The organism is Brevundimonas vancanneytii (assembly GCF_901421975.1).
GTDB classification, from domain to species: Bacteria; Pseudomonadota; Alphaproteobacteria; order Caulobacterales; family Caulobacteraceae; genus Brevundimonas; species Brevundimonas diminuta.
Window position 1 is genome coordinate 2,728,609 of sequence record NZ_LR588407.1, and the last position, 22,547, is coordinate 2,751,155.

A 22,547-nucleotide genomic window follows, 5' to 3' on the forward strand; every position below is an offset into this window, starting at 1 on the left:
GTCATGGCTCTCTCCAATAGCCGACCGGCCGCTCAGCACGGCTCAGTTCGGCTCAGCTCAGGGGCTTGCTCGTGTCGCCGACCGTCAGGCCAAGACGGCGGGCGCTGGCGCTCAGCTGCCCGAACGCCCCCATGATGTGATAGAAGGAGCTGGCCGGCGCCGCCTCGTTCATGAAGCCCTTGCGACCCAGCCGCTTGTCGCGCCAGGCCCCGTTCGGCGTCAGATAGAGCCACAAGGCCCGCAGCGCGTCGGACGCATCGGCCAGATAGCGGCGACGTTCGCCGTCCTCGGCGGTCTCCGCCAGGATCAGCGCGGCCTTCAGCCATTCGGTTTGCGGCCAGAGGCGAGCGCGTTCGCCCCGTGGACGTCCATCGGCGTTGATGGCGTCCAGCGCGACGCGGCTGTCGCTGACGCCCTTGACGCCGAAATCATACAGCCGTCGCGCATGGCCCAACAGAGCCGCATCGCCGCGCAAACGGGCGTACCGCGTCAGCAGCCAGGCCCATTCGAACTGATGCCCCGGCTCGACGAGACGGCCCTCTTCGCCGGTCGCCGGACGCCAGGCCGCATCAAAGAACTCCCGCAGGAAGCCCCCGGTCGGATCAATGAAGCGCGTGAGCGCCAGGCGCACCACCTCATCCGCCATTTCAGCCCAGCCGGCGTCGCCGCCGCCCTCTTCCCAGGCCAGGCAGGCTTCCAACAGGTGCATATGGGCGTTCGCCTGATAGGGATGCTCTCCCTGCTCCTGCCATCCGCCGTCCGACAAGCGCTGGGATTGCAGAATGTCGCGGATCTGAAGGGCGCGCTGTTCGATGTCCGCCGGATCCGTCGCCTGCGCACGCGCCGATTGCAGCGCCAGAAGCACGAACGCCTGATCGTACAGCATGGCGGTATCGTCCAGCGACGCGCCGTCCGCCGTCAGCAATGTCCGGCACAGGCCGTCCGCACGCAGATACTCGGTCGCCAACCGTTCGGCGCCCAGACGGACGGCGCGCCGCCAGGGCCCGCTCCACCCGAGGCGGCCCGCCTCGGCGTAGGTCCATATCTGCCGCGCCTGAACCCGCGCACGACGCGCGACCTTCATCACATGACCGTCCAGGCTGATGGCCTCGGCGAACCGGCCGTCTTCGTCCTGTCCCAACGTCGCCCACAAGGGCAGGGCGGACTGCCTCAGCCAATCGCCGAAGCGACGACCGCCGACTTCCAGGCTCTCAGGCTCGGCCTTGCGGAAATCGAGATGTTGAGGGAACGCCGTGCGCACGCGCTCGACCACGCTCTTCACGTCCTGAGCCCGGTCCAGATCACAGACCAGAATGGCGTCATCCTCGGCGACGATGGCCAGGTTGCTGACCCCCAGGACGCCGACCAGCACGCCTTCCGGCGCACGAACCAGGCAGCCTTCGGAATCCTCGAAGATGTGCGAGCCGAACTCGCCCTCTCCGGTCTCGGCGATGGCGTCCCAGGCGCCCAGGTCCGACCAGGCGAAATCGACCGCCAGGACCGAGGCGCGCAACGTCTTCTCCATCACGGCGTAGTCGATGGAGATCTTGGGCGCATCCCGGAAGGCGTCGCCCAGCACCTGGACATGCCCCGGCGCCAGGTCGCCCAAGGAGCGCTTGGCCGCATCGGCCACGCCAGGGGCGCGCGCCTCAAGCTCCTCGACCAGGGTGGCGGCCGAAACGATGAAGTTGCCGCTGTTCCACAGATAGCCGTCGCGAATGAACTCGGCCGCGCTGTCGCGATCCGGCTTTTCGCGGAAGGCCTTGACCGGCGCCAGGCCCGGCCCTTCCGGATTGATGTAGCCATAGGCGGTCGAAGGCGAGGTCGGCTTCACCCCCAGGGTGACGATTCGTCCCGCGCCCGCAGCCGCGGCGCCCTTGCGCACCGCCTGACGGAAAGCCTCGTGGTCCGGCACATGGTGGTCGGAGGCGACGAAGACGTTCACCGCCTCGGGATCGCGCGCCAAGGTCCAGGCGGCGGCGGCGGCCATGGCGGCGGCCGAATCGCGCGCTTCGGGCTCCAGCAGAATATGGGTGCGGTCCTGCAGACCCAGCTGCTCCAGCTGCTCTATGACCCATTCCCGGTGACGCGTACCCGCGACCACGACCATGACGCCGTCGCCGACGAGCGGCGCTACGCGCATGGCGGTTTCCTGAAACAGCGATCGATTGCCCGCCAGGGGAATGAACTGCTTGGGTCGAGAGGGGCGAGAGGCGGGCCACAACCGGGTGCCCGAGCCGCCGCACATGATCACTGGATAGAGATTCATCGCGTCCTATTAGACCGTGGCGCCCCCAATGCGAAGGCTAGGACAGGCTGTCGTGAACCGCTAGTGACAGTCTTTAGACAAACGGCGTTGGCGAAGATGACGAAGAAAACGGCCCTGATCGTCTTGGGGATGCATCGCAGCGGCACCTCGTCCGTCGCGGGCGCCTTGGCGCTGGCGGGGGCGGCGGCGCCGAAACACCTGATGCCGGCCGCCGAAGACAACCCCAGAGGCTTCTGGGAAAGCAGCGCCGTCGCCGACTTCAATGACCGAGTGCTCGCTCAGGAAGGGTCGAACTGGCATGACTGGCGGACGCTCCCGGGGGGTTCGATCCTGGTCGACGCCGCCCTGCGCAAAGACGCCGCCGCCCTGATCCACGACGAGTTCGGCGCTGCTGAGACCATCGTGCTCAAAGACCCTCGCATCTGCCGGCTCTTTCCCTTCTGGCGCCAGGCGCTCACCGAAGCCGGGTATGATCTCCTGATCGTCAGCCCCTTCCGCGCGCCGTCAGAGGTCGCGGCTTCCCTGGTGTCGCGCAACACCATGGGACGCAGCCATGCCCTGCGTCTGTGGATGCGCCATGTTCTGGACGCCGAGCACGCTTCGCGCGGCCTGCCCCGACGATTCGTCATGTGGCCGGACTTCCTGACGAGATGGCGGGCGAATTTCGCCGAACTCAGCCAGATGTCCTCGACGCCGCTCAATCTCGATGACGCCGTCTCGGCCGAGATCGACGCCTTCCTGTCCAGCGACCTCCGGCGGCAGTCGGACACCTCGCCGGTCCCGGCCAGCATCGCCCGAGCGCATGACGGCCTGTTGCAGTTGTCCCGTCATGGCGAGCACCCCGATCTGCACCGCGCGCTGGACGAGCTTCGCTTCGACTTCGACCAGGCCTGCGCCGTGTTCGAGGACGCCCCGCGCTGAACCCTGATGCGTCTTTGATTCAGACGCCTTCATGCGTGACTCCCGCCGCCCTTGGGGCTATCGAGCGGCGCACGATGATAGAGACTGATCGGCAATCCGAGGAACGCGGCTGGGAAACGGCGAAGACGCTCGCCGAGGCCCTGCCTTATATCCAAGTCTATGACCGCGAGACCGTGGTCATCAAATACGGCGGCCACGCCATGGGCGAGAGCGCCGTGGCGAAGCAATTCGCCGCGGACGTGGTGCTGCTGAAGCTGATGGGCGTGAACCCCGTGGTGGTCCACGGCGGCGGGCCGCAGATCAGCGCCATGCTGGACAAGGCGGGGGTCAAGTCGGCCTTCGTCGACGGCCTGCGCGTGACGGACAAGGACACCATGTCGGTGGCCGAGATGGTCCTGTCCGGCGCGGTCAACAAAGAGATCGCCCACTGGATCACCGTCGCCGGCAAGGAAGCCGACGTGCGCGGCGTCGGCCTGTCGGGCAAGGACGCCGGCTTGCTGACGGTCGAGAAGACCAAGCGCACCAAGCGCGATCCCGACAGCATGATCGAGCACGAAGTCGACCTGGGCTTCGTCGGGGAGCCGACCAAGGTCGATCCCAAGCTGATCAAGGGCCTGATCGCCTCGGAGACCGAGGACTGGGTGCCGGTCATCGCCCCCATCGGCGTGGCCGAGGACGGCCAGACCTACAACGTCAACGCCGACACCGTCGCCGGGGCCGTCGCGGGCGCCCTGCACGCCAAGCGGATGCTGCTGCTGACCGACGTGCCGGGGGTCAAGGGCGCCGACGGCGAGATCATTCGCCAGATGACGCTGGACGAGGCGCAGGGCCTGATCGACGACGGCGTCGCCACCGGCGGCATGATCCCCAAGCTGGAGACGGCCATGGCCGCCATCCGCGCGGGCGTCGAGGCCGTGGTCATCCTGGACGGGCGCCGCCCGCACGCCATGCTGGTCGAGCTGTTCACCGAGCACGGCGCCGGCACCCTGGTCCGACGGAAGTGACGGGTTCGGCGTCGAAGACGGCGCCTGAAACCGCGCCTACCGAGATCGGCGCGGACCTGCGCCATGTGCGGTCCTGGGTCTTCGATCTGGACAACACCCTGTACCCGCCGGAGACGCAGTTCCTGCGTCAGGTGGAGCAGCGCATCAACCAATACGTCGTGCGGACCTCGGGCCTGGAATCGGCCGAGGCCCTGTCGGTGCAGCGCGGCTATCTGCACGACTACGGCACCTCCCTGGCCGGGCTGATGATGCACTATGAGATCGACCCGCATCACTTCCTGGCCGAAGTGCATGACGTGCCGCTGGACGCGCTGGCGCCCGATCCCGGCCTGCATGCGGCGCTGGAGCGGCTGCAGGGTCCGCGCCTGATCTTCACCAACGGCTCGGCCGGTCACGCCCAGCGGGTGATGGAGAAGCTGGAGCTGACGCCCTTCTTCGACGGAGTGTTCGCGCTTGAGGACGCCGACCTGATCCCCAAGCCGGACCCGCGCACCTTCCACAAGATGCTGGCGCGTTTCGGCGTCGATCCGGCGACCGCCTGCTTCTTCGAGGACACGCCCAAGAACCTGGAGCCGGCGCGCGACCTGGGCATGACCACCGTGCTGGTCGGAACCAAGGCCTTCACCGCCGAGGGCGACCACATCCAACACCGGGCCGCCTCCCTCGGCCCCTTCCTGACCACCGCCATGCTGGACGGAGATCCGCAATGACCGACCTGACCCACCTGGAATCCGTCATCGAGGCCGCCTGGGAAGCCCGCGCCGAGGTCTCGGCCGCCACGCGCGGCGAAGTGCGCGACGCCGTCGACACCGCCCTGGCCCTGCTGGACTCCGGCCAGGCGCGCGTCGCCTCGCGCGGCGCCGACGGCGTGTGGAGCACGCACCAGTGGCTGAAGAAGGCGGTGCTGTTGTCCTTCCGTCTGAACGACAACGTCATCATGCGCGCGGGCCACGCCCCGACCCTGCCGCTGTCGGCCGATCATCCGGTCGCCGTCGGCCCCTTCTGGGACAAGGTGCCCAACAAGTTCGGCGATTGGAGCGCCGCCGACTATCAGGCCGCGGGCTTCCGCTCGGTGCCGGGCGCGGTCGTTCGTCGCGGCGCCTATGTCGGCAAGAACGTGGTGCTGATGCCGTCCTTCGTGAACATCGGCGCCTATGTCGATGAAGGCTCGATGGTCGACGCCTGGGCCACCGTCGGTTCGTGCGCCCAGATCGGCAAGAACGTCCACCTGTCGGGCGGGGCCGGCATCGGCGGCGTGCTGGAGCCGCTGCAGGCCAATCCGACCATCATCGAGGACGGCTGCTTCATCGGCGCCCGCGCCGAGGTGGCCGAAGGCGTCATCGTGCGCGAGGGCGCGGTCCTGGCCATGGGCGTCTATCTGTCGGCCTCGACCAAGATCGTCGACCGGGCCACGGGCGAGATCTTCCGCGGCGAGGTGCCGGCCTATTCCGTCGTGGTGCCGGGCGCCCTGCCTGACCCGAACGGCGGCCCGAGCCTCTATTGCGCCGTCATCGTCAAGCGCGTCGACGCCCAGACCCGCGCCAAGACCGGCGTCAACGAACTGCTGCGCGACTGATCGTCCGTCACCGGATCGGACGGACTCGTCAATCTCTCTGAAACCAGCCTAATGGCTGGATAGGTTTCGGGAGAGGGAACCATGTCCGTTCAGCGTCTGCGGCGATACGCCGTCTCTATCAGCGTTCTGGGCCTGCTGGCCCTGCCCTTGGCAGCCTGCGGCGGCGGGGGCGGCGGAACGGGCGGCGGCATCGTCACGCCGCCGCCTCCACCTCCGCCGCCTCCTCCTCCTCCTCCTCCTCCTCCGCCGCCCCCTCCTCCTCCGGCCATCCCCAGCGCGACGTCCGCCGAATATCTGCGCAACTGGGGCGTCGGAGACGTCGGCGCCATGAGCGCCTGGCAGAGAGGCGCCACCGGGCGCGGCGTGACCGTCGCCGTGGTGGACAGCGGCATCAAGCTGAACCATCAGGATCTGGGGGGGAACGTCTCTCCCCTGTCGACCGATGTGGTGCCCGGCCGCAACCAGCCGCAAGGTGCGGACGACCACGGGACCAATGTCTCCAGCATCATCGCTGCGCCTTTCAACGGCTTCGGCACCGTCGGCGTCGCCTTCAACTCGACCATCTTGTCGATTCGCGCCGATGTCAGCGACTGCACGGACCCCGACGACAAGGTCTGTTTCCGATCATCCGACCTGGTGCGCTCTTTGGACTACGCGGTTCAGAACGGGGCCAAGATCATCAATCTGTCCCTGGGCGGCGAGACGCCTCTAGGCTCCCAATTCGAAGCGGCCCTGCAGCGCGCGGTGAACGCCGGGGTCATCTTCGCCATCGCCGCCGGCAACGAGGCGGGCGCCAATCCCGAATGGCCTGGCCGATACGCCAGCGACCCGCGCTTCGCCGGCTCCATCATCGTCGTCGGCGCCCATGATCGCGCGCGCCAACTGGGCGATTTCTCCAATAAGGCGGGCGTTTCGCAGGGCGTCTATCTGACGGCGCCGGGCGTCGATGTGATCGTAGGCTGCGAAGGCGACGGCTGCTGGCGGGTCAACGGCACCTCCTTCGCCTCGCCCGCCGTGGCGGGCGCCCTGGCCCTGCTGCTGGAGGCCTTCCCCAATCTGACTGGACGGGAGGCGGTGGACATTCTGCTGCGCACCGGGGCGGATCTCGGCGACGCGGGGACCGACGTCACCTTCGGGCGCGGAGCCCTGGATATCGCCCGCGCGTTCCAGCCCGTCGGCGCAACCGCCTCGCCCATGGCGGCCGGCGCATCAGTGAACATCGCCGTGGCGCCCGGCGCCCATGTTGGGGGTCCGTTCGGGGACGCGATGGGTCGGACCGGGGCGCTGAGCACCATCGCCTATGACGAATATGAGCGCCTGTTCCGGGTCGACCTGGGCGACGCCTATCGCCCCCGCGCCGCGCCGCAGCTGGCAGCCCGAGACGCCGACGCCCATGCGCCAGTCGCAAGTGTCGCTGGATGCGCCGGGCGGGACGCGACTGTCCCTGGCCGCCGCCGTGCCGGTCGAACTGCCCGAGCCGGTCGTGGCGCGTTACGGCCCCTATGACGCGCCCTGGCTGGGGGACGAGCCACGCAGCGAGGCCCTGTTCGACGTTCAGGCGGGACGGCTGTCCTTCGCGGCGTGGCAGGGTCAGGGCGGGGCGCGCTCGCCCTTCCGCAGCGGCTCCGGCGACGGCTTCGTGGCGCTGAGCCAGGCCGACCACGCCCTGCGCGGCGCCTTTAGTTTCGGCGCCCTGACCTTCAGCGCCGAGAGCGGATCGGGCGACCGGCGCGCCCCCCTGCGTCCGGTCGAGCGCGACGCCTCGACCTACGCCCGCGCCGGACTGGACTGGCGCGCCGAGAGCGGCGGCCAAGACCGAGGGGGACTGGTCGTTCAGTCTCGGGGCTCTGGACGAGCGGATGGGGCCGCTGGGGGCCTATCTGCCGACGCAGTCGGACTTCGCCCTGCCGTCGCGCACCCGCTTTGCGGCGGTCGGGGCGGATGTGGACCTGGGACGCGGCCTCACCCTGTCGGGCGAGGCGGGCTTCGGCCGCACCGAACTGGAAGGGGCGGTTCCTGCACCTGTCGGCCCCGGCGCTCAGCTCGACCTGGCGGGCGTCGTTGCAGTCGGCCTGTCCGACGTGGTCCTTCGCCAAGGCCCTGGGCTGCCGCAGCCTGACGTGGGAGATCTCCCAACCGCTGCGGATCGAGGATGGGACGTTCAGCGCCTATCTGGCCGACGCGCCGCTGGACTATTTCGACCCGGTGACCTTCTCGGAGCGACGCTTTTCGGCCGCGCCGTCGGGGCGGCAGATCGACTTCAGCGTGCGCAGCCTGCACGCCCTGCCCGGCGGGTCCTGGCTGCAGCTCGAGGCCGTCGCCAGCCGCGAGGAGCAGCACCGCGCGGGCGCCCCGACCGGCTACGCCCTGCTGGGCAGCTGGCGGCGGGGGTTTTGAACACTCACCTCCCGCTCGTCCCGGCGTCCGCCGGGATGAGCGGGGATTAGGGGCGCAGGAAAAAAGGCCGGCGATCGCTCGCCGGCCTTTGTCGTTTCAGCTTGGCATCGTGACGCTTAGCGCTCGACGCACATCGCCACGCCCATGCCGCCGCCGATGCACAGGGTCGCCAGGCCCTTCTTCGCGCCCGAGCGCTTCATCTCGTGCAGCAGCGTCGTCAGGACGCGCGCGCCCGAAGCGCCGACCGGGTGGCCGATGGCGATGGCGCCGCCGTTGACGTTCACCTTGGCCGGGTCGAGACCCAGCTCCTTGACCACGCACAGCGACTGGGCGGCGAAGGCCTCGTTGGATTCGATCAGGTCCAGATCGGCGACGGTCCAGCCCGCCTTCTCCAACGCCTTCTTCGACGCCGGGATCGGGCCGGTGCCATGATGGCGGGATCGACGCCCGCCGTGGCCCACGACGCGATGCGGGCCAGCGGCTCCAGGCCGCGCGCCTTGGCTTCATCGGCGCTCATCAGCACCAGCGCCGCCGCGCCGTCGTTGATGCCCGAGGCGTTGGCCGCCGTCACCGGTGCCGTCCTTGACGAAGGCGGGCTTCAGCTTCTCCATCGCCTCGAGGGTGGCGCCGTGACGGATGTATTCGTCCTGATCCACGACCACATCGCCCTTGCGGGTCGAGATGACGACCGGGGACAATTTCGTCGGCGAACTTGCCCGCCTTCTGGGCGGCCTCGGCCTTGTTCTGGGAGGCGACGGCGAAGGCGTCCTGAGACGCGCGGTCGATCGACCATTTGGCGGCGATGTTCTCGGCCGTCTGGCCCATGTGATAGCCGTGGAAGGCGTCGATCAGGCCGTCCTGAAGCATGCTGTCCTTGAAGGCCAGCTCGCCCATCTTCTGGCCGTTACGAAGCTGGGCCGTGTGCGGCGACTGGCTCATGCTCTCCTGACCGCCCGCGACGACGATCCTGGCGTCGCCCTGCACGATCTGCTGATAGGCCAGGGCCACGGCGCGCAGGCCCGAGCCGCACAGCTGATTGAGGCTCCAGGCCGGGGTTTCATTGGCCAGGCCCGCGCCGATGGCGGCCTGACGCGCCGGGCCCTGGCCCGCGCCCGCCTGCAGCACCTGGCCCAGGATCACTTCATCCACATCGGAAGCGGCCACGCCAGCGCGCTCCAGCGCCGCCTTGATGGCGACCCCGCCCAGCTTGGAGGCCGGAAGGGTCGACAGGGCGCCGAGGAAGGAGCCGACCGGCGTGCGGGCGGCGGAGACGATGACGACGTCGGTCATTTTATTCACTCCCTGGAGAAATTCTTTGCGCGAGGTTGTGCCGCATTCGCAGGCGCACGTCACCTGTTGCGATGCAGCAATCAGCAAAACGTCATCACCGCGCCGCACCATCGGCCGGGAACGATGCCCCGTGCCGCGCTTTCAGAAAGGGAAGGAGACGTGATCTTGCCGAAAGCCTCACCATGCTGAAAGCCCTCGCCCGCCGTATCTGCACCCCCGACGATCTGGACATGATCGAACACTACCAGACGCGGGCCGAGCGCCTGGCCGATCTGTGGGTGCATGTCGTGGGCCTGGCGCTGGCGGCGGCGGGCGGCGTGGTTCTGGCCGTTCTGGCCAGCGTCTATGCGGGCGTGGGCGCAGCGGTGGTCGACGGCGATCTACGCCCTGTGTCTGGTGGCCATGCTGGCGGCCTCGACCGTCTACAACCTGACCCATCCGTGCGCGGCGCGGCCGGTGCTGCGGCGGCTGGACGAGGCGGCCATCTTCCTGATGATCGCGGGCAGCTACACCCCCTTCACCGCCGTCAGGTTCGAGGGCGCCTGGTCCGTGGGCTTCACCCTGGCGGTGTGGACCATGGCCATCGTCGGCGCGGGGGTGAAGATGCTGGCGCCGCGCCTGTCCGACGCCTTCTGGAGCGTGATCTACGTCCTGTTCGGCTGGGTGGCGGTGTTCGCGCTGAAACCGATGATCGAGACCGTGCACCCGCTGGCGCTGGGCCTGCTGGTCGCGGGCGGACTGATCTATACGACGGGCGTCTTCGTCTTCATCAGCCAGAAGGTGAAGTTCCGGCGCGCCATCTGGCACGGCTTCGTCGTCACCGGCGCGGGCGTGCACTGGGCCGCCGTGCTGATCGGCGTGGTGCTGGTCCAGGCCTGACTCCACGCGTCAAAGACGGGACTCGCCTTCGCGCGCGCAATGCGGGATGCTTGGGCGTTGCAACATCGCGAGAACAAGCGTGACCGACAAGAAATCCGAGGGCGGAAAAACCCGTGACGGCATGGTCGTCATCAAGAAGTATGCGAACCGGCGGCTCTACAACACCGCCACCAGCGCCTATGTGACGCTGGACGATCTGGCCCGCATGGTGCGCGAAGGCGTGGAATTCGTCGTCTATGACGCCAAGACCAACGACGATCTGACGCGCCAGATCCTGACCCAGATCATCTTCGAGGAAGAAAGCCGCGGCGAGGCCCTGCTGCCGGTGCAGTTCCTGCGTCAGCTGATCGGCTTCTACGGCAACTCCATGCAGGGGGTGCTGCCGTCGTATCTGGAGATGTCGCTGGATACGTTCACGCGCCAGCAGGAACAACTGCGCGGCCAGTTCACGCGCGCCTTCGCCGCCGCGCCCGGCGGCAATCTGATGGAAGAGGCCGTGCGCCAGAACATGGCCATGTTCGAGCGCGCCATGCGGATGTTCCCCGGCTTCGCCTATGGTCGCCCGGAAGGCGAGGCGGCCGAAGCGCCCGCCGCCGAACCCAAGGCTGAACCGGCCAAGGAAGGCGCGGCCCTGGACGAGATGCGCCGCCAGATGGACGAGATGCGGGCTCAGATCGACCGCCTCGCCCAATCCAAGAGCTGAGGCCGAGGTGACGGATGAAATCCGTCCTATCGGCGCGTCGGGGCCGCTGAACGACCCTGTCGTGGACGATCGTCGCGAAGGCGACCGCCGCCATCGCGAGCGGCGGCGCGCGCGCGCCCTGGTTCCGACCGAAGCCTCGTCGTCGGACGAGGTGGCCGATCCTGCCGCCTCCCCGGCAAAGCCTGCCGTCACCCCGCCTCCGCCGCCCGCGGCCTTCGCCGCCCAGGTGCTGGGTCAATCGGGGCAGAAGCGCGGGCTGAAGGGCGGCGCGCCGGTGCTGGACGCCGCACGCACCACCTATCTGGGCCGGGAGTATTCAGGGCGGCACGACCGGCGCCCCTCGCCGGGACGATCACGCAAGACCGAGATCTGACGCCGACTGGCGCCCGACTTGCGTATGCCAAGGCTCAACCGCCTTCGGATCGCGCCATGCCCGCCGTTTTCAGCCTCGCCGCCCGCCTGCTCGACGTCACCGTGGTGGCGGTGATTTTTCTGGCGTTCAGCTAGGCCTTCGGCCTCAGAACTCGCTGATGTCGCCCGGACGGCGCGAGCGGGACTTCAACCACATCACGCCCAGCAGGTCCGAGAAGGACGCCCGCAGCCGCCCCCAGTTGGTGTATTTCGACCGGCCCGTCTCGCGGTGGCGGTGGTCGACGTCGAGGTAGCGGTTCTCATACCCCTCGCGGATCATCAAGGCGGGCAGATAGCGGTGGATGTGATCGAAGTAGGGCAGCCGCAGGAAGACGTCGCGGCGAAACGCCTTCAGCCCGCAGCCGGTGTCGTCGGCGTCGTCGCCCAGCAGCTTCTTGCGGATGCGGTTGGCCCATAGCGACGCCTGGCGCTTGGCGTTGGTGTCCTGACGCTTGGCGCGCACCCCGCCGACCAGGGCGACGTTGGGCGGCGCGGCCAGCAAGGCGTCGGCCAGACGCGGCGCATCGGCGGGCGGGTTCTGGCCGTCGCCGTCCAGCGTCACCACGATCGGCGCCCGCGCGGCTAGCACTCCGGTGCGCACCGCCCGGCTCTGCCCCGCATTGGTCCCGTGCGACAGCACCCGCAGGGCGGGCAGTTCGGCCATCGCCGCCTGAAGCTCGGCCAGGGTCGTGTCCCGGCTGGCGTCGTTGACGAAGATCATCTCATAGGACCGCCCGGCGAAAGCCTCGGCGATTTCGCGCGCCAAGGGCACGGCGGCGCCGGATTCATCATGCACGGGCACGACGACGGAAATGTCGGGCGAAGAAGCGGAGCGGTCGATCATCGACGCTCTTTAGCGCAGGCCGGCCTTCGGCGAAACGGCGCGTCCACAGCCGATGAAGAAGCTGAAGCTTCCGGGCGCCGCATCCGGCGTGATACGACAGCGGCATGAACCGCCCGAACCTGGATCATTACATCGCCGGCTGGCGCGGCCCTGTCCTTGCGGCCCTGCTGGCCCTGATCGCCGGCCTGCCCAGCCTGATGCTGCTGCCGCCGCTGGACCGGGACGAGAGCCGCTTCGCCCAGGCGACGGCCCAGATGCTGGAAGGCGGCGACTATGTCGACATCCGCTTCCAGGACGATCCGCGCTGGAAGAAGCCCATCGGCATCTACTGGATGCAGGCGGCGGCCGTGGCCGCGACCTCGGACGTCGAGGACCGCAACATCCAGCCCTATCGCCTGCCGTCACTGCTGGGGGCCATGCTGGCGGCCTGGGCCGTGGCCTGGGCGGGCGCGGCCCTGTTCGGCCAGAGGGCGGGCTTCCTGGCGGGCGCCATGCTGGGCGCGACCTTCCTACTGTCGACCGAGGCGGGCATCGCCAAGACCGACGCCATGCTGGCGGGTCTGACCACCCTGTCGATGGCGGCGCTGGCGCGCATCTACATGTCCACGCGGGCGGGCGAGAAGGCGAACCGGCTGCACAAGCTGCTGTTCTGGGCGGGCATCGGCCTGTCCATCCTGATCAAGGGGCCGATCGGCCTGCTGGTCGTGGCCCTGACCGTCATCGCCCTGTCGCTGTGGGATCGGAACATCAAATGGCTGGGCCAGCTGGGCTGGGGCTGGGGGCTGCCGCTGGTGGCCCTGCTGGTCGGCCCCTGGGCCATCGCCATCACCATCGCCACCGACGGCGGCTTCTGGCGCGAGGCCATCGGCGGCGACCTGGCGCCCAAGATCGCGGGCGCCCACGAAAGCCACGGCGGCTTCCCCGGCATGTATGTGCTGCTGTCGCCGCTTCTGCTGTTCCCCGTCACCCTGATGCTGCCCGCCGCCCTGTCGACAGGCTGGCATCGCCGGGCCGAACCCGCGATCCGCTTCGCCGTCTGCTGGCTGGTCCCGGCCTGGCTGATGTTCGAGCTGGCGCCGACCAAGCTGTGGCACTACACCCTGCCGACCTTCGGGGCGATCGCCCTGCTGGCCGCCGCCGCCCTGACCCAGCCGATCGGCAAGGTCTCGCGCGCGACCGGCGCCTTGCTGGGCCTGTTCGCCGCCGTGGTCATCTGCCTGATCACCGTCTACGGCCTGACTGAGTTCGGCCGCTCGACCGCCCAGACCTGGGCCACGGTCACCATCGTCTTCGCCGTCATGGCCGCCGCCGTGGGCGGCTTCCTGCTGGTCAACCGCGCGGCCATCACCGGGGTGCTGATCGCCCTCGTCTTCGGCATACTGGCCCACGCGGGCCTGGCCGGGACCATCCGCCAGCTGCGTCCGCTGTCGATCGCGCCGCGCCTGGTGCAGACGCTGGACTCGGCCGAGCTGAACCCGGCCCAGGGCCGTTATCCGGGGCCGGTGGCCATCACCACCTTCCATGAGCCCAGCTTCGTCTTCCTGACCGGCAAGGACACCCAGCTGACCGACGGGGCCGGAGCCGCGCGCGCCCTGGCCGAGGGCCGCCCCGCCATCGTCGAGGCCCGCGACGACGAAGCCTTCCGCCGCGCCCTGGCCGATCTGGGCGCCGCCGGGCGCGCCGTCGGCGTGGTCAGCGGCCACAACTATTCCTCGGGCGACGACGTGCGCCTGACCGTCTACGCTCCCGCCGGATCGGGCCAGCGGAGCACGAACCAGGGGAGCCCCCGCCGATGAGCCGCTTCATCCAGATCGTCGAGGTCGGCCCGCGCGACGGCCTGCAGAACGAGAAGACGGTGCTGGAGCCGGCCGTCCGCGCCGACTTCGTCCAGCGGCTGGAGGCGGCCGGGGCCCGGCGTATCGAGGCTGTCAGCTTCGTCCACCCCAAATACGTGCCCCAGATGGCGGGCGCCGAAGAGGTCATGGCCGCCCTGCCCCGCACCGAGGGCCGCAGCCGCATCGGCCTGGTCTTGAACGGCAAGGGCTATGACCGCGCCCTGGGCACGGCGGTGGACGAGGTCAACGTCGCCATGTCGGCCACCGACGGCTTCGGCCTGAAGAACCAGGGCCTCAGCGTCGACCAGCAGGTGCAGATGCTGTCCGACATCATCGCCGGCCGCGCCAACGCTGAAGGCGCGCCAGGCGCGACGCCCAAGCTGTCGGCCACCCTGTCCTGCGTCTGGGGCTGCCCGTTCGACGGCGAGGTCTCGGTGCAGCAGGTCAGCGAGTTGGTCGCCCGCATCGCCGCCCTGGGCGTCGAAGAGATCGCCTTGGCCGACACCATCGGCGTCGGCGATCCGTGGAGCGTGACGAAGAAGGTCGAAGCCGCCCGCAAGGCCGCGCCCGACGCCACCCTGCGCCTTCACTTCCACGACACCCGCAACACGGGCCTCGCCAACGCCTATGCGGGCGTGGAGGCGGGCGTGGACGTGCTGGACGCCTCGGTCGGCGGCATCGGCGGCTGCCCCTTCGCGCCCGGCGCGACCGGCAACATCGCCACCGAGGATCTAGTCTACATGCTGGAGCGCGCGGGCTATTCGACCGGCTACGACCTGGACGCCCTGATCGCTGCGGCCCGCTGGATCGGCGGCCGGATCGGCAAACCCAACCCCAGCGCGCTCAGCCGCGCGGGCGGGTGGCCGCGCGGAGCCGGTTGATCCCGAACCGCTACGGCGCCGACTGTGGTCGGGCGCGAGCCAGGCTTGCGGACCACCGCCTGATCCAACGCCAAGGCCCCGAAGGCTGCACCCGCGCTCCAGCCATCTTCTGTCGATAGTTCTTCAACAGCCGAGGATATTTCTTGTCCTGAGGATCGAGCGTGATCGCCCGCGTCGTCGCCTCGACAGCGGCGTCATACTCGCCGGCGGCCCACAGCACCGCACTTTCCCACGCATGCAGATGCGCCATATGCGGCCAGGCGTTGACCACCTCTCGTGCGGTCGACAGAGCCTCGGCCGGCCGGTTCGCCGCCATCAAGGCATTCACAAAATGAACGAGATAGTTCGGATCGCCCCTCGTCAAGACCGTCACGCGCTCCATCTCGGCGACCGCCTGGTCGTGTTCGCCGGCTCGCGACAGGATACGCGCGAGAGCCACCCCCGTCAGCGGATTGCTGGGCGCCTTCTCGACCGACAAGCGCGCCAGGGACAGCGCCAGCCCTTGTCGATGGCTGGGCTGTGATTGGGCGAGGTTGGAAATATACAGGCTGCTTCGACGCCGCGCCAAACGCCCTTCACGATTAAAGGCCGGCCCGTCCAACTCGCCCGACAAGGTTTGCAAGACCAGCGGCTTAAGCAGCCCGACCTCCCCCAGATAGGTCGTCGCCGGATGCGAGACGTAGGGCAGGCTGATCGCCGTGATCGCGATATGCTTCTGAATGAGGGCGACATGTCGCCCATCCTCCGCGGTAGGATCGAACACCACGACGGGGCGCGCCGCACAGGTCAGCTGACCGTCGATCTCGGGCAGCCAGCGGATGCGTCGGCTGTCTTGAATCCAGCGCTTCTCGAAGGGCGCCTTCCTGGGATCGATCGAATACTGGGGCGACAGCGCCAGAGCAGCGTTGGCGCCCGCAGCGTCAGCAAAACGCAAGGCGGCGTAACCGCCCATGCTGGAGCCATAGGTCATGACCCGATCAGCGCCCGCCACTGATTGACGCACGCTCGCCATCGCAGCCGCCATCTCTGGGTACTGATACCAGTCCTCACGTGCGCCTAGCACATGAACGGCCGAGATTCCCGCGCTGTGCAAGAACTCTTGGCCGAACCCCGGACGGTCGAACCCGTGACCGATACCGTAGTTATCAAAGGTCACAACCCAACGGCTGACGTCCGAGGCGGGTATGCTGCGGACAACGACGTTGTCGCTGCGGAAGAGGTCAAGCATTCGGTCTCCTTGACCGGACTCCTTAGACCGAATTTGGGCGGTCGCGAAGATTGCCGCGCACAACGATCGGCGCCTGGCGACAGCCCCGTCCCGTCCTAAGAAAACAGCAGCAGTTTCACAACAGGGCTAGCGACCGCGCTGAACGATGAAGCCTATGGAGGTGGCGCCGAAACCGCTCAGCGCCATCTTGAGGTGCGGTTGCTCCTTGTAAGGCGCGATATCGTAGTAGCGGTCCAGAGGCTCCGCTCCCGGACTCCAGTCTATCGGGGCGACGAAATGGCCCTGCGCCCGCAAGCGCTCCGCCAACGCTTCCAGGTCACGGCGACGGAACAGCACGGTTTCCATGTGATCCACCGTCTCGAAGTTCGACGTGACGTTGAACTCGGTCGTATGAATCGCCCAGCCGCCAGGTTTCAGGCACTGAACCGAGCGCTCGATGAAAGCCAGGCCCTTCTCGATGGAGCCCAGATGCTCGAGAGCACAGGCTGACCAGCAGAAATCGTACCCCGTCAAATCGTCCGGCACGGCGTTCATGTCGCACTCGCGGAACTCGACATTGCGATCGAACAGGTCGTCGGGACAGATCGCCGGCTTACGAAGCGCCTCCTTGCCAGCGGCATGCTGGTTCGTATCGGTCCACCCCAGACTCGCCGCGCCTTCGAACATCAGGTCCGTCGCCGTGACCCTCACATCCTGAGACGCAAAAAAGGCCGACAGGGGTTCAATACCGACGCCGAAGCCCAGCCCTCGACGCCCAGAGATGACGACGCCGCGTTCCCACAAGGCCTGGGCGATGAAGACGAACTCCCAGAGTTTGCGGTGATACCTCAGGGAATCCCCGAGCCGCGTCGTCCAGTAGGAAAAATAGGGCTGGCGAAAGCTGTCCTGCCGACACATGGCGGCCGAGGCGAAGACCATCTGCCCGGGCTCGCCAGCGATGAGCGGCGGCTGGCCAAGCCATTGCTCCCGTGTAGGAAACGACAGTGTGTCGAGCAACAGAAGGTTTTCCCGCCGCATCTCCACGACCTGCTTCAGCAGACGGTCCACCTTTCGCTCCAGCTGCGTCGTCCGCCCCGGAAGCCGATTGATCTGTCGGAAGAAGTGACCCGCCCGCTTCACAAAATCACTCATTCCGGCTTCCCCTCGTTACTTCACACCGCGTTCAACGAACGCATGGCAAACAGCACGCAGAGGAAAGCATAGACCTACGCTTGTGAAGCGTTGTTCTGAATGAAAACTCCAGCCCCCGCGCCGGGGCGTGAAACCGCTGCAGCGCACTGACGAGAGCACGCTGCAGCGATCATCTTTACAGGTTCAGCAGCGCCGGATCGCCGCCCTGGGCGGCGATGTTGATACTGATGGCCTTTTCAGCGGCGTAGCGGATCAGGCTGTTGGGGCCGCCGGCCTTGGGGCCGGTGCCGCTGAGGCCTTCGCCGCCGAACGGTTGCACGCCGACCACCGCGCCGATGATCGAGCGGTTGACGTAGACGTTGCCTGCCGGGACCAGTTCCATCACTTCCTTCGCGAAGGCGTCGATGCGGCTGTGGACGCCCAGCGTCAGACCGAAGCCGCGCGCCGCCAGCTTGCCAGCGACCTTTTCCAGGTCCTTCGGCTCATAGCGGTAGACGTGCAGGATCGGGCCGAAGACTTCGCGCTCCAGGAAGTCCGGGGTCGGGATCTCGGCGATGGTCGGGGCGAACAGGTCGCCCTTGTCGGCGCCGGCCGGCAGTTCCGCGCGGGCGATGATCTTGGCTTCCTTGGACAGGCGCTCGACGTGGGCTTCCAGGTTGGCGCGGCTTTCGGCGTCGATCACCGGGCCGATGTCGGTCTTGGCGTCGGTCGGGTCGCCCAGCACCTGGGCGGCCAGGGCGCCCTTCAGGCCCTCGATCAGGGCGTCGGCCGAATCCTTGGGCGCATAGAGGACGCGCAGGGCCGAGCAACGCTGACCGGCCGAGCCGAAGGCCGACAGGATGACGTCGTCGATGATCTGTTCCTTCAGCGCCGTGGTGTCGACGAACATGCCGTTCAGGCCGCCCGTCTCAGCGATGAAGGGGATGATGGCGCCCGGACGGGCGGCCAGGCCGCGGTTGATCGCCGAGGCGGTGTCGGTGCCGCCGGTGAAGGCCACGCCGTCGACGCCCGGATGGTTGGTCAGGGCGGCGCCGACGGTCTCGCCGCGGCCGGGGACCAGGGCCAGCAGGTCGGGGTTCAGACCGGCCTTGTAGTAGAGGCGCACCGCTTCGGCGGCGATCAGCGGCGTCTGCTCGGCGGGCTTGGCCACGACGGCGTTGCCGGCGGCGAGCGCAGCGGCGATCTGGCCGGTGAAGATGGCCAGCGGGAAGTTCCACGGGCTGATGCAGGCGAAGACGCCGCGGCCGTGAAGGACCAGTTCGTTGGTCTCGCCGGTCGGGCCCTTCAGGGTCTGGCGCCCGCCGAAGTCGCGCTCGGCCAGCAAGGCGTAGTAGCGGCAGAAGTCTGCGGCTTCGCGCACCTCGGCCACGCCGTCGTTCAGCGTCTTGCCCGCTTCACGCGACAGCAGGGCGACCAGACGGTCCAGATCGGCTTCCAGGGCGTCGGCCATGGCGCGCAGGACGGGTGCGCGGCCCGCGCCGCCCAGACGATCCCAGGCGAGCTGAGCATTGGCGGCGGTGTTGACGGCCAGATCGACGTCTTCGACCGAGGCTTCCGACACATGGCCCAGCACGCGCGAGCGGTCATAGGGGTTGGTGACGTCCTGGGCGTTCACCCCGGCGCGCAGCTTGCCGCCGATGATCGGGCCGGCGGTCAGCTTCTCGCTGTCGACGCGCTCCAGAGCCGCCGCATGACGCTCGCGGTCGGAAGCCTGCGAATAGTCGCGGCCGAGGGAGTTCTGGCGGTCACCGTAGATGTTCATGGGTACAGGGATCTTCGGATGGCGGTCAGGCTGGGCCTCGACCGAGGTGATGGGATCGGCGGCCACGTCGGCCGCAGGCACGCGCTCGTCCAGCAGGGCGTGGACGAAGGAGGAGTTGGCGCCGTTCTCCAGCAGGCGGCGCACCAGGTAGGGCAGCAGTTCTTCGTGGCCGCCGACGGGGGCGTAGGCGCGCACGACCACGTCGCCCCACTCGGCCTTGGCGCCGTCATAGAGGGCCTCGCCCATGCCGTGCAGACGCTGGAACTCGATGGTCACGCCGCGATCGGCGGCCATGCGGTGCACGGCAGCCAGGGTGTGGGCGTTGTGTGTGGCGAACTGCGAGAAGATGTAGGGCGAGGCCTCGATCAGCGCCTTGGCGCAGACCAGATAGTTCAGGTCGGTCGCCGGCTTGGTCGTGAAGACCGGATAGTCGGTGCGGCCGTTGACCTGGGCCAGCTTGATCTCAGTGTCCCAATAGGCGCCCTTGACCAAGCGCACCATCAGGCGACGGCCCGAGGACTTGGCCAGTTCGGCCAGCTTGGCCACCGTCTCGGTCGTGCGCTTCTGATAGGCCTGAACCGCCAGGCCGAGCCCCTGCCAGTCGCCCAGCGCCGGTTCGCGCGCCAGCCGCTCCAGCAGCTTCAGCGACAGGGCCAGACGGTCGGCCTCTTCTGCGTCGATGGTGTAGTTGATGTCGTATTTGGCGGCGATCAGCGCCAGGCGCAGGATGCGGGGATACAGCTCTTCCCACACCCGGTCTTCCTGCACCGCCTGATAGCGCGGCGACAGGGCCGACAGCTTGACCGAGACGCCGTGGCCGCGCTCGGGGCCTTCGCCCTTGGCGGTCTTGCCCACGGCCTCGATGGCGTCGGCGTAGATCTTTTCATAGCGCTCGGCGTCGGCGGCGGTGCGGGCGCCCTCGCCCAGCATGTCGAAGCTGCACAGCCAGTTCTCGCGATCCGAACGCTTCAGGGCCGCCTCGATGGTGCGGCCGACAACGAACTGCTCGCCCATGATCTTGACGGCGGTGGCGACGGCCTGGCGGATGACCGGCTCGCCCAGACGCCCGACCAGACGCTTGAGGAAGTTCGGCAGGTCGCTGCGGGCTTCATCGTCGACGTCCACCAGCTTGCCGGTCAGCATCAGGCCCCAGGTCGAGGCGTTGACGAACAGGCTGTCGGACTGGCCCATGTGGCTGGCCCAGTCGGCGGAGCCGATCTTCTCGGCGATCAGGCGGTCGCGGGTGTCGGCGTCAGGCGTTCGCAGCAGGGCCTCAGCCAGGCACATCAGGGCCAGACCTTCGCGGGTGCCCAGGCTGAATTCCTGCAGGAAGCTTTCGACCACGCCCTGGCGCTTCTGGCTCTTGCGGGCGCTTTCGACCAAGCCGACAGCATCGTTCAGGACCGCCGCGCGACCGTCAGGCGTCAAGGGTTCGGCGGCTAGCAGTTCGGCCACCACCTCACGTTCGTCCCGGTACTTGTTCCGGTCCAGCTCATCCCAATGGCGAAGATCGGTCGGCGTCATGAAATCCATCCTGTGAATTTCCGCATATATGGCGACTGAGACCGAATGTGCATCGCATGATTGCGACATACGCCGCACAGAATTCGGCGACGCGTAGAATCTTCTGGAAAAACCCTCAACCAGAAATGAGGTGCGGCTCAACATGGCCGTTCGCGAAGAGGTGAAGCCTGTTCACACCCTGCTCTATCATGCCGTCTCGCCTTCGTCATGCGGAGCGTCTAGAAGTTTCGCCTCCGCGAAACGGCTCAAGGCCCTATCGACTTCATGCGCATTGTTCTGGTCACCGACGCCTGGGAGCCTCAGGTCAACGGCGTCGTCCGCACCCTGACCCGCACCGTGGCCGAATGCCGCGCCATGGGCCATGAGGTCGAGGTCATCGAGCCGAGCCAGTTCAAGACCATTCCCTGCCCGACCTATCCCGAGATCCGCCTGGCCCTGGGCGCCGAGGAAGAGATTCGCGAACGTCTGCGCGCCTTCGAGCCCGAAGCCGTCCACATCGCCACCGAAGGCCCCCTGGGCATCGCCACGCGGCGCATCTGCGTGGAGTGGAAGCTGCCGTTCACAACCAGCTATCACACCAAATTCCCGGAATACGTCTCGGCCCGTTTCCCGATCCCGGTGCAGGTCGGCTACGCCTATATGAAGTGGTTCCACAAGCCGTCGGGCCGGCTGATGGTCGCCACGCCGACCCTGCGCGACGAACTGGTCGAGCACGGCTTCAAGAACGTCTCGCCCTGGACGCGCGGCGTGGACACCGAGCTGTTCCGCCCCGACCTGGAGCCGATCTACCAGGAGATGGGCGGCGAGAACTGGCCGCGCCCTTTCTTCCTGAATGTCGGTCGGGTGGCGGTCGAGAAGAACATCGAGACCTTCCTGGGGCTGGACCTGCCCGGCACCAAAATCATCGTCGGCGACGGCCCGGCCCGCGCCGAGCTCGAAGAGAAGTATCCTGACGCGAAATTCCTCGGCGCCAAGTTCGGCGAGGATCTGGCGCGCTGCTTCGCCGACGCCGACGTCTTCGTCTTCCCCAGTTGGACCGACACCTTCGGCCTGGTGATCCTGGAGGCCATGGGCACGGGCACGCCTGTCGCCGCCTATCCGGCGCACGGCCCCATCGACATCATCCCCGGCTCGGGCGCGGGCTTCATCGACGACGACCTGAAGACCGCCTGCCTGAAGTGCCTGGAGCTCGATCGCAAGGACGTCCGCGCCTATGCGGAGAAGTTCAGCTGGCGCGCCTCGGCCGAGCAGTTCGTCGAAAACCTGCAGCCCTATCCCGAGCCCGCGCGCGGCCGCTTCTGGCGTCGCCTGCGCCGGGTGGCGCGGCTGCGGCGGCGCGTCGCCGCCTGATCATTCAGGTACGCCGCAGCGCGGCCCCACGTCGCCTCGGTAAAGGCGGGTCAACGTGGCCAGCATGTCGTCGAATGTCATGTCCAACGCCTGGCGCGTCTGAACCGTGGGCTTCAGATAGACCGACCGACCGACGGCGCTCCGCTCCAGCAGGTTGCGCTCGACCAGATCGTTGACCCTGCGGTGGATCGTCGACACCGGAATGTCGAGGACGCCGGCCAGCGCCGACAGGTCATAGGGCCGTCCCTGAATGTCGCCGACGATGATGGTCCGCACGATCAAGGCGTCCAGGGGACCGCCCCACAGCCCTGTTTCCATCGCATAGAACCGGTTCAGGCACTCGATCACCTGAGCCTGAGCGGCCGCCTTGATGCGTTCCTCCGCATCCGGTTCCATCACACCCCATCCTCACCGCCTGCACCGTCGCAGCCTAGGCTCGGCGGCGACCTTTGCAAAATGGAAAGCTCCGATCTCCGGCGCACAAATCCTTCGGCTATCGTCCTCAGTCAGGCGGAAGGGCGAGCCGTCCGCGACGTCTTGAG

The 22,547-nt window shown here is 68.0% G+C and carries 19 protein-coding genes and 1 pseudogene; 12 read left to right on the forward strand and 8 right to left on the reverse strand.

The features are described from left to right. Window positions 1-52: 52 nt before the first annotated feature. Window positions 53-2,269 (reverse strand): AGE family epimerase/isomerase, encoded by a 2,217-nt coding sequence (locus FGL25_RS13545; protein WP_138141986.1) that lies wholly within the window; start codon window positions 2,267-2,269, stop codon window positions 53-55. Between the two features lie 96 nt (window positions 2,270-2,365). On the opposite strand from FGL25_RS13545, the gene FGL25_RS13550 reads away from it, so the two are divergent. The 6 genes from FGL25_RS13550 (at window position 2,366) to FGL25_RS17025 (ending at window position 8,167) form a co-directional block, all read left to right on the forward strand. After that, window positions 2,366-3,190 (forward strand): sulfotransferase family protein, encoded by an 825-nt coding sequence (locus FGL25_RS13550; protein WP_138141987.1) that lies wholly within the window; start codon window positions 2,366-2,368, stop codon window positions 3,188-3,190. 74 nt (window positions 3,191-3,264) lie between these two features. Further along, window positions 3,265-4,194, forward strand: coding sequence for an acetylglutamate kinase (gene argB, locus FGL25_RS13555; RefSeq protein WP_128720705.1), 930 nt, complete (start codon window positions 3,265-3,267; stop codon window positions 4,192-4,194). Further along, window positions 4,191-4,904: a pyrimidine 5'-nucleotidase gene (locus FGL25_RS13560; RefSeq protein WP_138141988.1), complete on the forward strand. Its 714-nt coding sequence runs from the start codon at window positions 4,191-4,193 to the stop codon at window positions 4,902-4,904. Before argB ends, FGL25_RS13560 begins: the two co-directional genes overlap by 4 nt. Further along, complete coding sequence (gene dapD / locus FGL25_RS13565; protein WP_138141989.1) at window positions 4,901-5,770, forward strand: 2,3,4,5-tetrahydropyridine-2,6-dicarboxylate N-succinyltransferase; 870 nt, start codon at window positions 4,901-4,903, stop codon at window positions 5,768-5,770. The genes FGL25_RS13560 and dapD overlap by 4 nt, the downstream gene beginning before the upstream one ends. A gap of 81 nt (window positions 5,771-5,851) precedes the next feature. Further along, window positions 5,852-7,276, forward strand: a complete 1,425-nt coding sequence (locus tag FGL25_RS17020) for a S8 family peptidase (RefSeq protein WP_197733850.1) — start codon at window positions 5,852-5,854, stop codon at window positions 7,274-7,276. A 435-nt stretch (window positions 7,277-7,711) separates the two neighbouring features. Then, on the forward strand, window positions 7,712-8,167 hold the full coding sequence (locus FGL25_RS17025) for a hypothetical protein (protein ID WP_197733851.1): 456 nt from the start codon (window positions 7,712-7,714) through the stop codon (window positions 8,165-8,167). 116 nt (window positions 8,168-8,283) lie between these two features. Here the strand turns inward: FGL25_RS17025 and FGL25_RS18015 are convergent. Together FGL25_RS18015 and FGL25_RS16900 are read right to left on the reverse strand one after the other, a co-directional pair. Then, window positions 8,284-9,457: pseudogene (locus FGL25_RS18015) on the reverse strand (acetyl-CoA C-acetyltransferase). 80 nt (window positions 9,458-9,537) lie between these two features. Next, window positions 9,538-9,741, reverse strand: a complete 204-nt coding sequence (locus tag FGL25_RS16900) for a hypothetical protein (RefSeq protein ID WP_167493256.1) — start codon at window positions 9,739-9,741, stop codon at window positions 9,538-9,540. A gap of 61 nt (window positions 9,742-9,802) precedes the next feature. Here FGL25_RS16900 and trhA point away from each other — a divergent pair, with 61 nt between their 5' ends. The 3 genes from trhA (at window position 9,803) to FGL25_RS13595 (ending at window position 11,412) form a co-directional block, all read left to right on the forward strand. Continuing rightward, window positions 9,803-10,336 carry a PAQR family membrane homeostasis protein TrhA gene (gene trhA, locus FGL25_RS13585; protein WP_252970190.1) on the forward strand — a complete coding sequence of 178 codons (534 nt, stop codon included), beginning with the start codon at window positions 9,803-9,805 and terminating at the stop codon, window positions 10,334-10,336. 121 nt (window positions 10,337-10,457) lie between these two features. After that, the gene (gene phaR, locus FGL25_RS13590; protein ID WP_138142456.1) at window positions 10,458-11,039 is read left to right on the forward strand and encodes a polyhydroxyalkanoate synthesis repressor PhaR; all 582 of its coding nucleotides are present in this window, start codon (window positions 10,458-10,460) and stop codon (window positions 11,037-11,039) included. Between the two features lie 7 nt (window positions 11,040-11,046). Further along, window positions 11,047-11,412, forward strand: coding sequence for a hypothetical protein (locus tag FGL25_RS13595; protein ID WP_138141991.1), 366 nt, complete (start codon window positions 11,047-11,049; stop codon window positions 11,410-11,412). Between the two features lie 144 nt (window positions 11,413-11,556). Here FGL25_RS13595 and FGL25_RS13600 read toward each other — a convergent pair whose 3' ends face one another. After that, window positions 11,557-12,294, reverse strand: a complete 738-nt coding sequence (locus FGL25_RS13600) for a glycosyltransferase family 2 protein (protein ID WP_003163952.1) — start codon at window positions 12,292-12,294, stop codon at window positions 11,557-11,559. Window positions 12,295-12,398: 104 nt separating this feature from the next. Here FGL25_RS13600 and FGL25_RS13605 point away from each other — a divergent pair, with 104 nt between their 5' ends. Both FGL25_RS13605 and FGL25_RS13610 read left to right on the forward strand, forming a co-directional pair. Next, window positions 12,399-14,090, forward strand: a complete 1,692-nt coding sequence (locus FGL25_RS13605) for an ArnT family glycosyltransferase (RefSeq protein WP_138141992.1) — start codon at window positions 12,399-12,401, stop codon at window positions 14,088-14,090. Next, on the forward strand, window positions 14,087-15,010 hold the full coding sequence (locus FGL25_RS13610; RefSeq protein ID WP_138141993.1) for a hydroxymethylglutaryl-CoA lyase: 924 nt from the start codon (window positions 14,087-14,089) through the stop codon (window positions 15,008-15,010). The genes FGL25_RS13605 and FGL25_RS13610 overlap by 4 nt, the downstream gene beginning before the upstream one ends. A gap of 10 nt (window positions 15,011-15,020) precedes the next feature. On the opposite strand, the gene FGL25_RS13615 is transcribed toward FGL25_RS13610, so the two are convergent. The 3 genes from FGL25_RS13615 to putA form a co-directional block, all read right to left on the reverse strand. Continuing rightward, window positions 15,021-16,238, reverse strand: a complete 1,218-nt coding sequence (locus FGL25_RS13615) for a tetratricopeptide repeat protein (RefSeq protein ID WP_138141994.1) — start codon at window positions 16,236-16,238, stop codon at window positions 15,021-15,023. A 126-nt stretch (window positions 16,239-16,364) separates the two neighbouring features. Next, window positions 16,365-17,369 carry a class I SAM-dependent methyltransferase gene (locus FGL25_RS13620; RefSeq protein ID WP_138141995.1) on the reverse strand — a complete coding sequence of 335 codons (1,005 nt, stop codon included), beginning with the start codon at window positions 17,367-17,369 and terminating at the stop codon, window positions 16,365-16,367. A 175-nt stretch (window positions 17,370-17,544) separates the two neighbouring features. Beyond that, on the reverse strand, window positions 17,545-20,655 hold the full coding sequence (gene putA / locus FGL25_RS13625; RefSeq protein ID WP_252970191.1) for a bifunctional proline dehydrogenase/L-glutamate gamma-semialdehyde dehydrogenase PutA: 3,111 nt from the start codon (window positions 20,653-20,655) through the stop codon (window positions 17,545-17,547). 264 nt (window positions 20,656-20,919) lie between these two features. Between putA and FGL25_RS13630 the strand changes: the two genes are divergently transcribed. Further along, window positions 20,920-22,005 carry a glycosyltransferase family 4 protein gene (locus tag FGL25_RS13630; protein WP_003163972.1) on the forward strand — a complete coding sequence of 362 codons (1,086 nt, stop codon included), beginning with the start codon at window positions 20,920-20,922 and terminating at the stop codon, window positions 22,003-22,005. On the opposite strand, the gene FGL25_RS13635 is transcribed toward FGL25_RS13630, so the two are convergent. Continuing rightward, window positions 22,006-22,401 carry an ArsR family transcriptional regulator gene (locus FGL25_RS13635; RefSeq protein ID WP_128719446.1) on the reverse strand — a complete coding sequence of 132 codons (396 nt, stop codon included), beginning with the start codon at window positions 22,399-22,401 and terminating at the stop codon, window positions 22,006-22,008. Window positions 22,402-22,547: the final 146 nt, after the last annotated feature.

What these genes read in the sequence shown, in the direction of transcription:
- FGL25_RS13545 (WP_138141986.1), bottom strand. Translation starts at nt 2,269, where the DNA reads ATGAATCTCTATCCAGTGATCATGTGCGGCGGCTCGGGCACCCGGTTG.
- FGL25_RS13550 (WP_138141987.1), top strand. Translation starts at nt 2,366, where the DNA reads ATGACGAAGAAAACGGCCCTGATCGTCTTGGGGATGCATCGCAGCGGC.
- argB (WP_128720705.1), top strand. Translation starts at nt 3,265, where the DNA reads ATGATAGAGACTGATCGGCAATCCGAGGAACGCGGCTGGGAAACGGCG.
- dapD (WP_138141989.1), top strand. Translation starts at nt 4,901, where the DNA reads ATGACCGACCTGACCCACCTGGAATCCGTCATCGAGGCCGCCTGGGAA.
- FGL25_RS17020 (WP_197733850.1), top strand. Translation starts at nt 5,852, where the DNA reads ATGTCCGTTCAGCGTCTGCGGCGATACGCCGTCTCTATCAGCGTTCTG.
- FGL25_RS17025 (WP_197733851.1), top strand. Translation starts at nt 7,712, where the DNA reads ATGTGGACCTGGGACGCGGCCTCACCCTGTCGGGCGAGGCGGGCTTCG.
- FGL25_RS16900 (WP_167493256.1), bottom strand. Translation starts at nt 9,741, where the DNA reads ATGCACCCACAGATCGGCCAGGCGCTCGGCCCGCGTCTGGTAGTGTTC.
- trhA (WP_252970190.1), top strand. Translation starts at nt 9,803, where the DNA reads ATGCGGGCGTGGGCGCAGCGGTGGTCGACGGCGATCTACGCCCTGTGT.
- phaR (WP_138142456.1), top strand. Translation starts at nt 10,458, where the DNA reads ATGGTCGTCATCAAGAAGTATGCGAACCGGCGGCTCTACAACACCGCC.
- FGL25_RS13600 (WP_003163952.1), bottom strand. Translation starts at nt 12,294, where the DNA reads ATGATCGACCGCTCCGCTTCTTCGCCCGACATTTCCGTCGTCGTGCCC.
- FGL25_RS13605 (WP_138141992.1), top strand. Translation starts at nt 12,399, where the DNA reads ATGAACCGCCCGAACCTGGATCATTACATCGCCGGCTGGCGCGGCCCT.
- FGL25_RS13610 (WP_138141993.1), top strand. Translation starts at nt 14,087, where the DNA reads ATGAGCCGCTTCATCCAGATCGTCGAGGTCGGCCCGCGCGACGGCCTG.
- FGL25_RS13615 (WP_138141994.1), bottom strand. Translation starts at nt 16,238, where the DNA reads ATGCTTGACCTCTTCCGCAGCGACAACGTCGTTGTCCGCAGCATACCC.
- FGL25_RS13620 (WP_138141995.1), bottom strand. Translation starts at nt 17,369, where the DNA reads ATGAGTGATTTTGTGAAGCGGGCGGGTCACTTCTTCCGACAGATCAAT.
- putA (WP_252970191.1), bottom strand. Translation starts at nt 20,655, where the DNA reads ATGACGCCGACCGATCTTCGCCATTGGGATGAGCTGGACCGGAACAAG.
- FGL25_RS13630 (WP_003163972.1), top strand. Translation starts at nt 20,920, where the DNA reads ATGCGCATTGTTCTGGTCACCGACGCCTGGGAGCCTCAGGTCAACGGC.
- FGL25_RS13635 (WP_128719446.1), bottom strand. Translation starts at nt 22,401, where the DNA reads ATGGAACCGGATGCGGAGGAACGCATCAAGGCGGCCGCTCAGGCTCAG.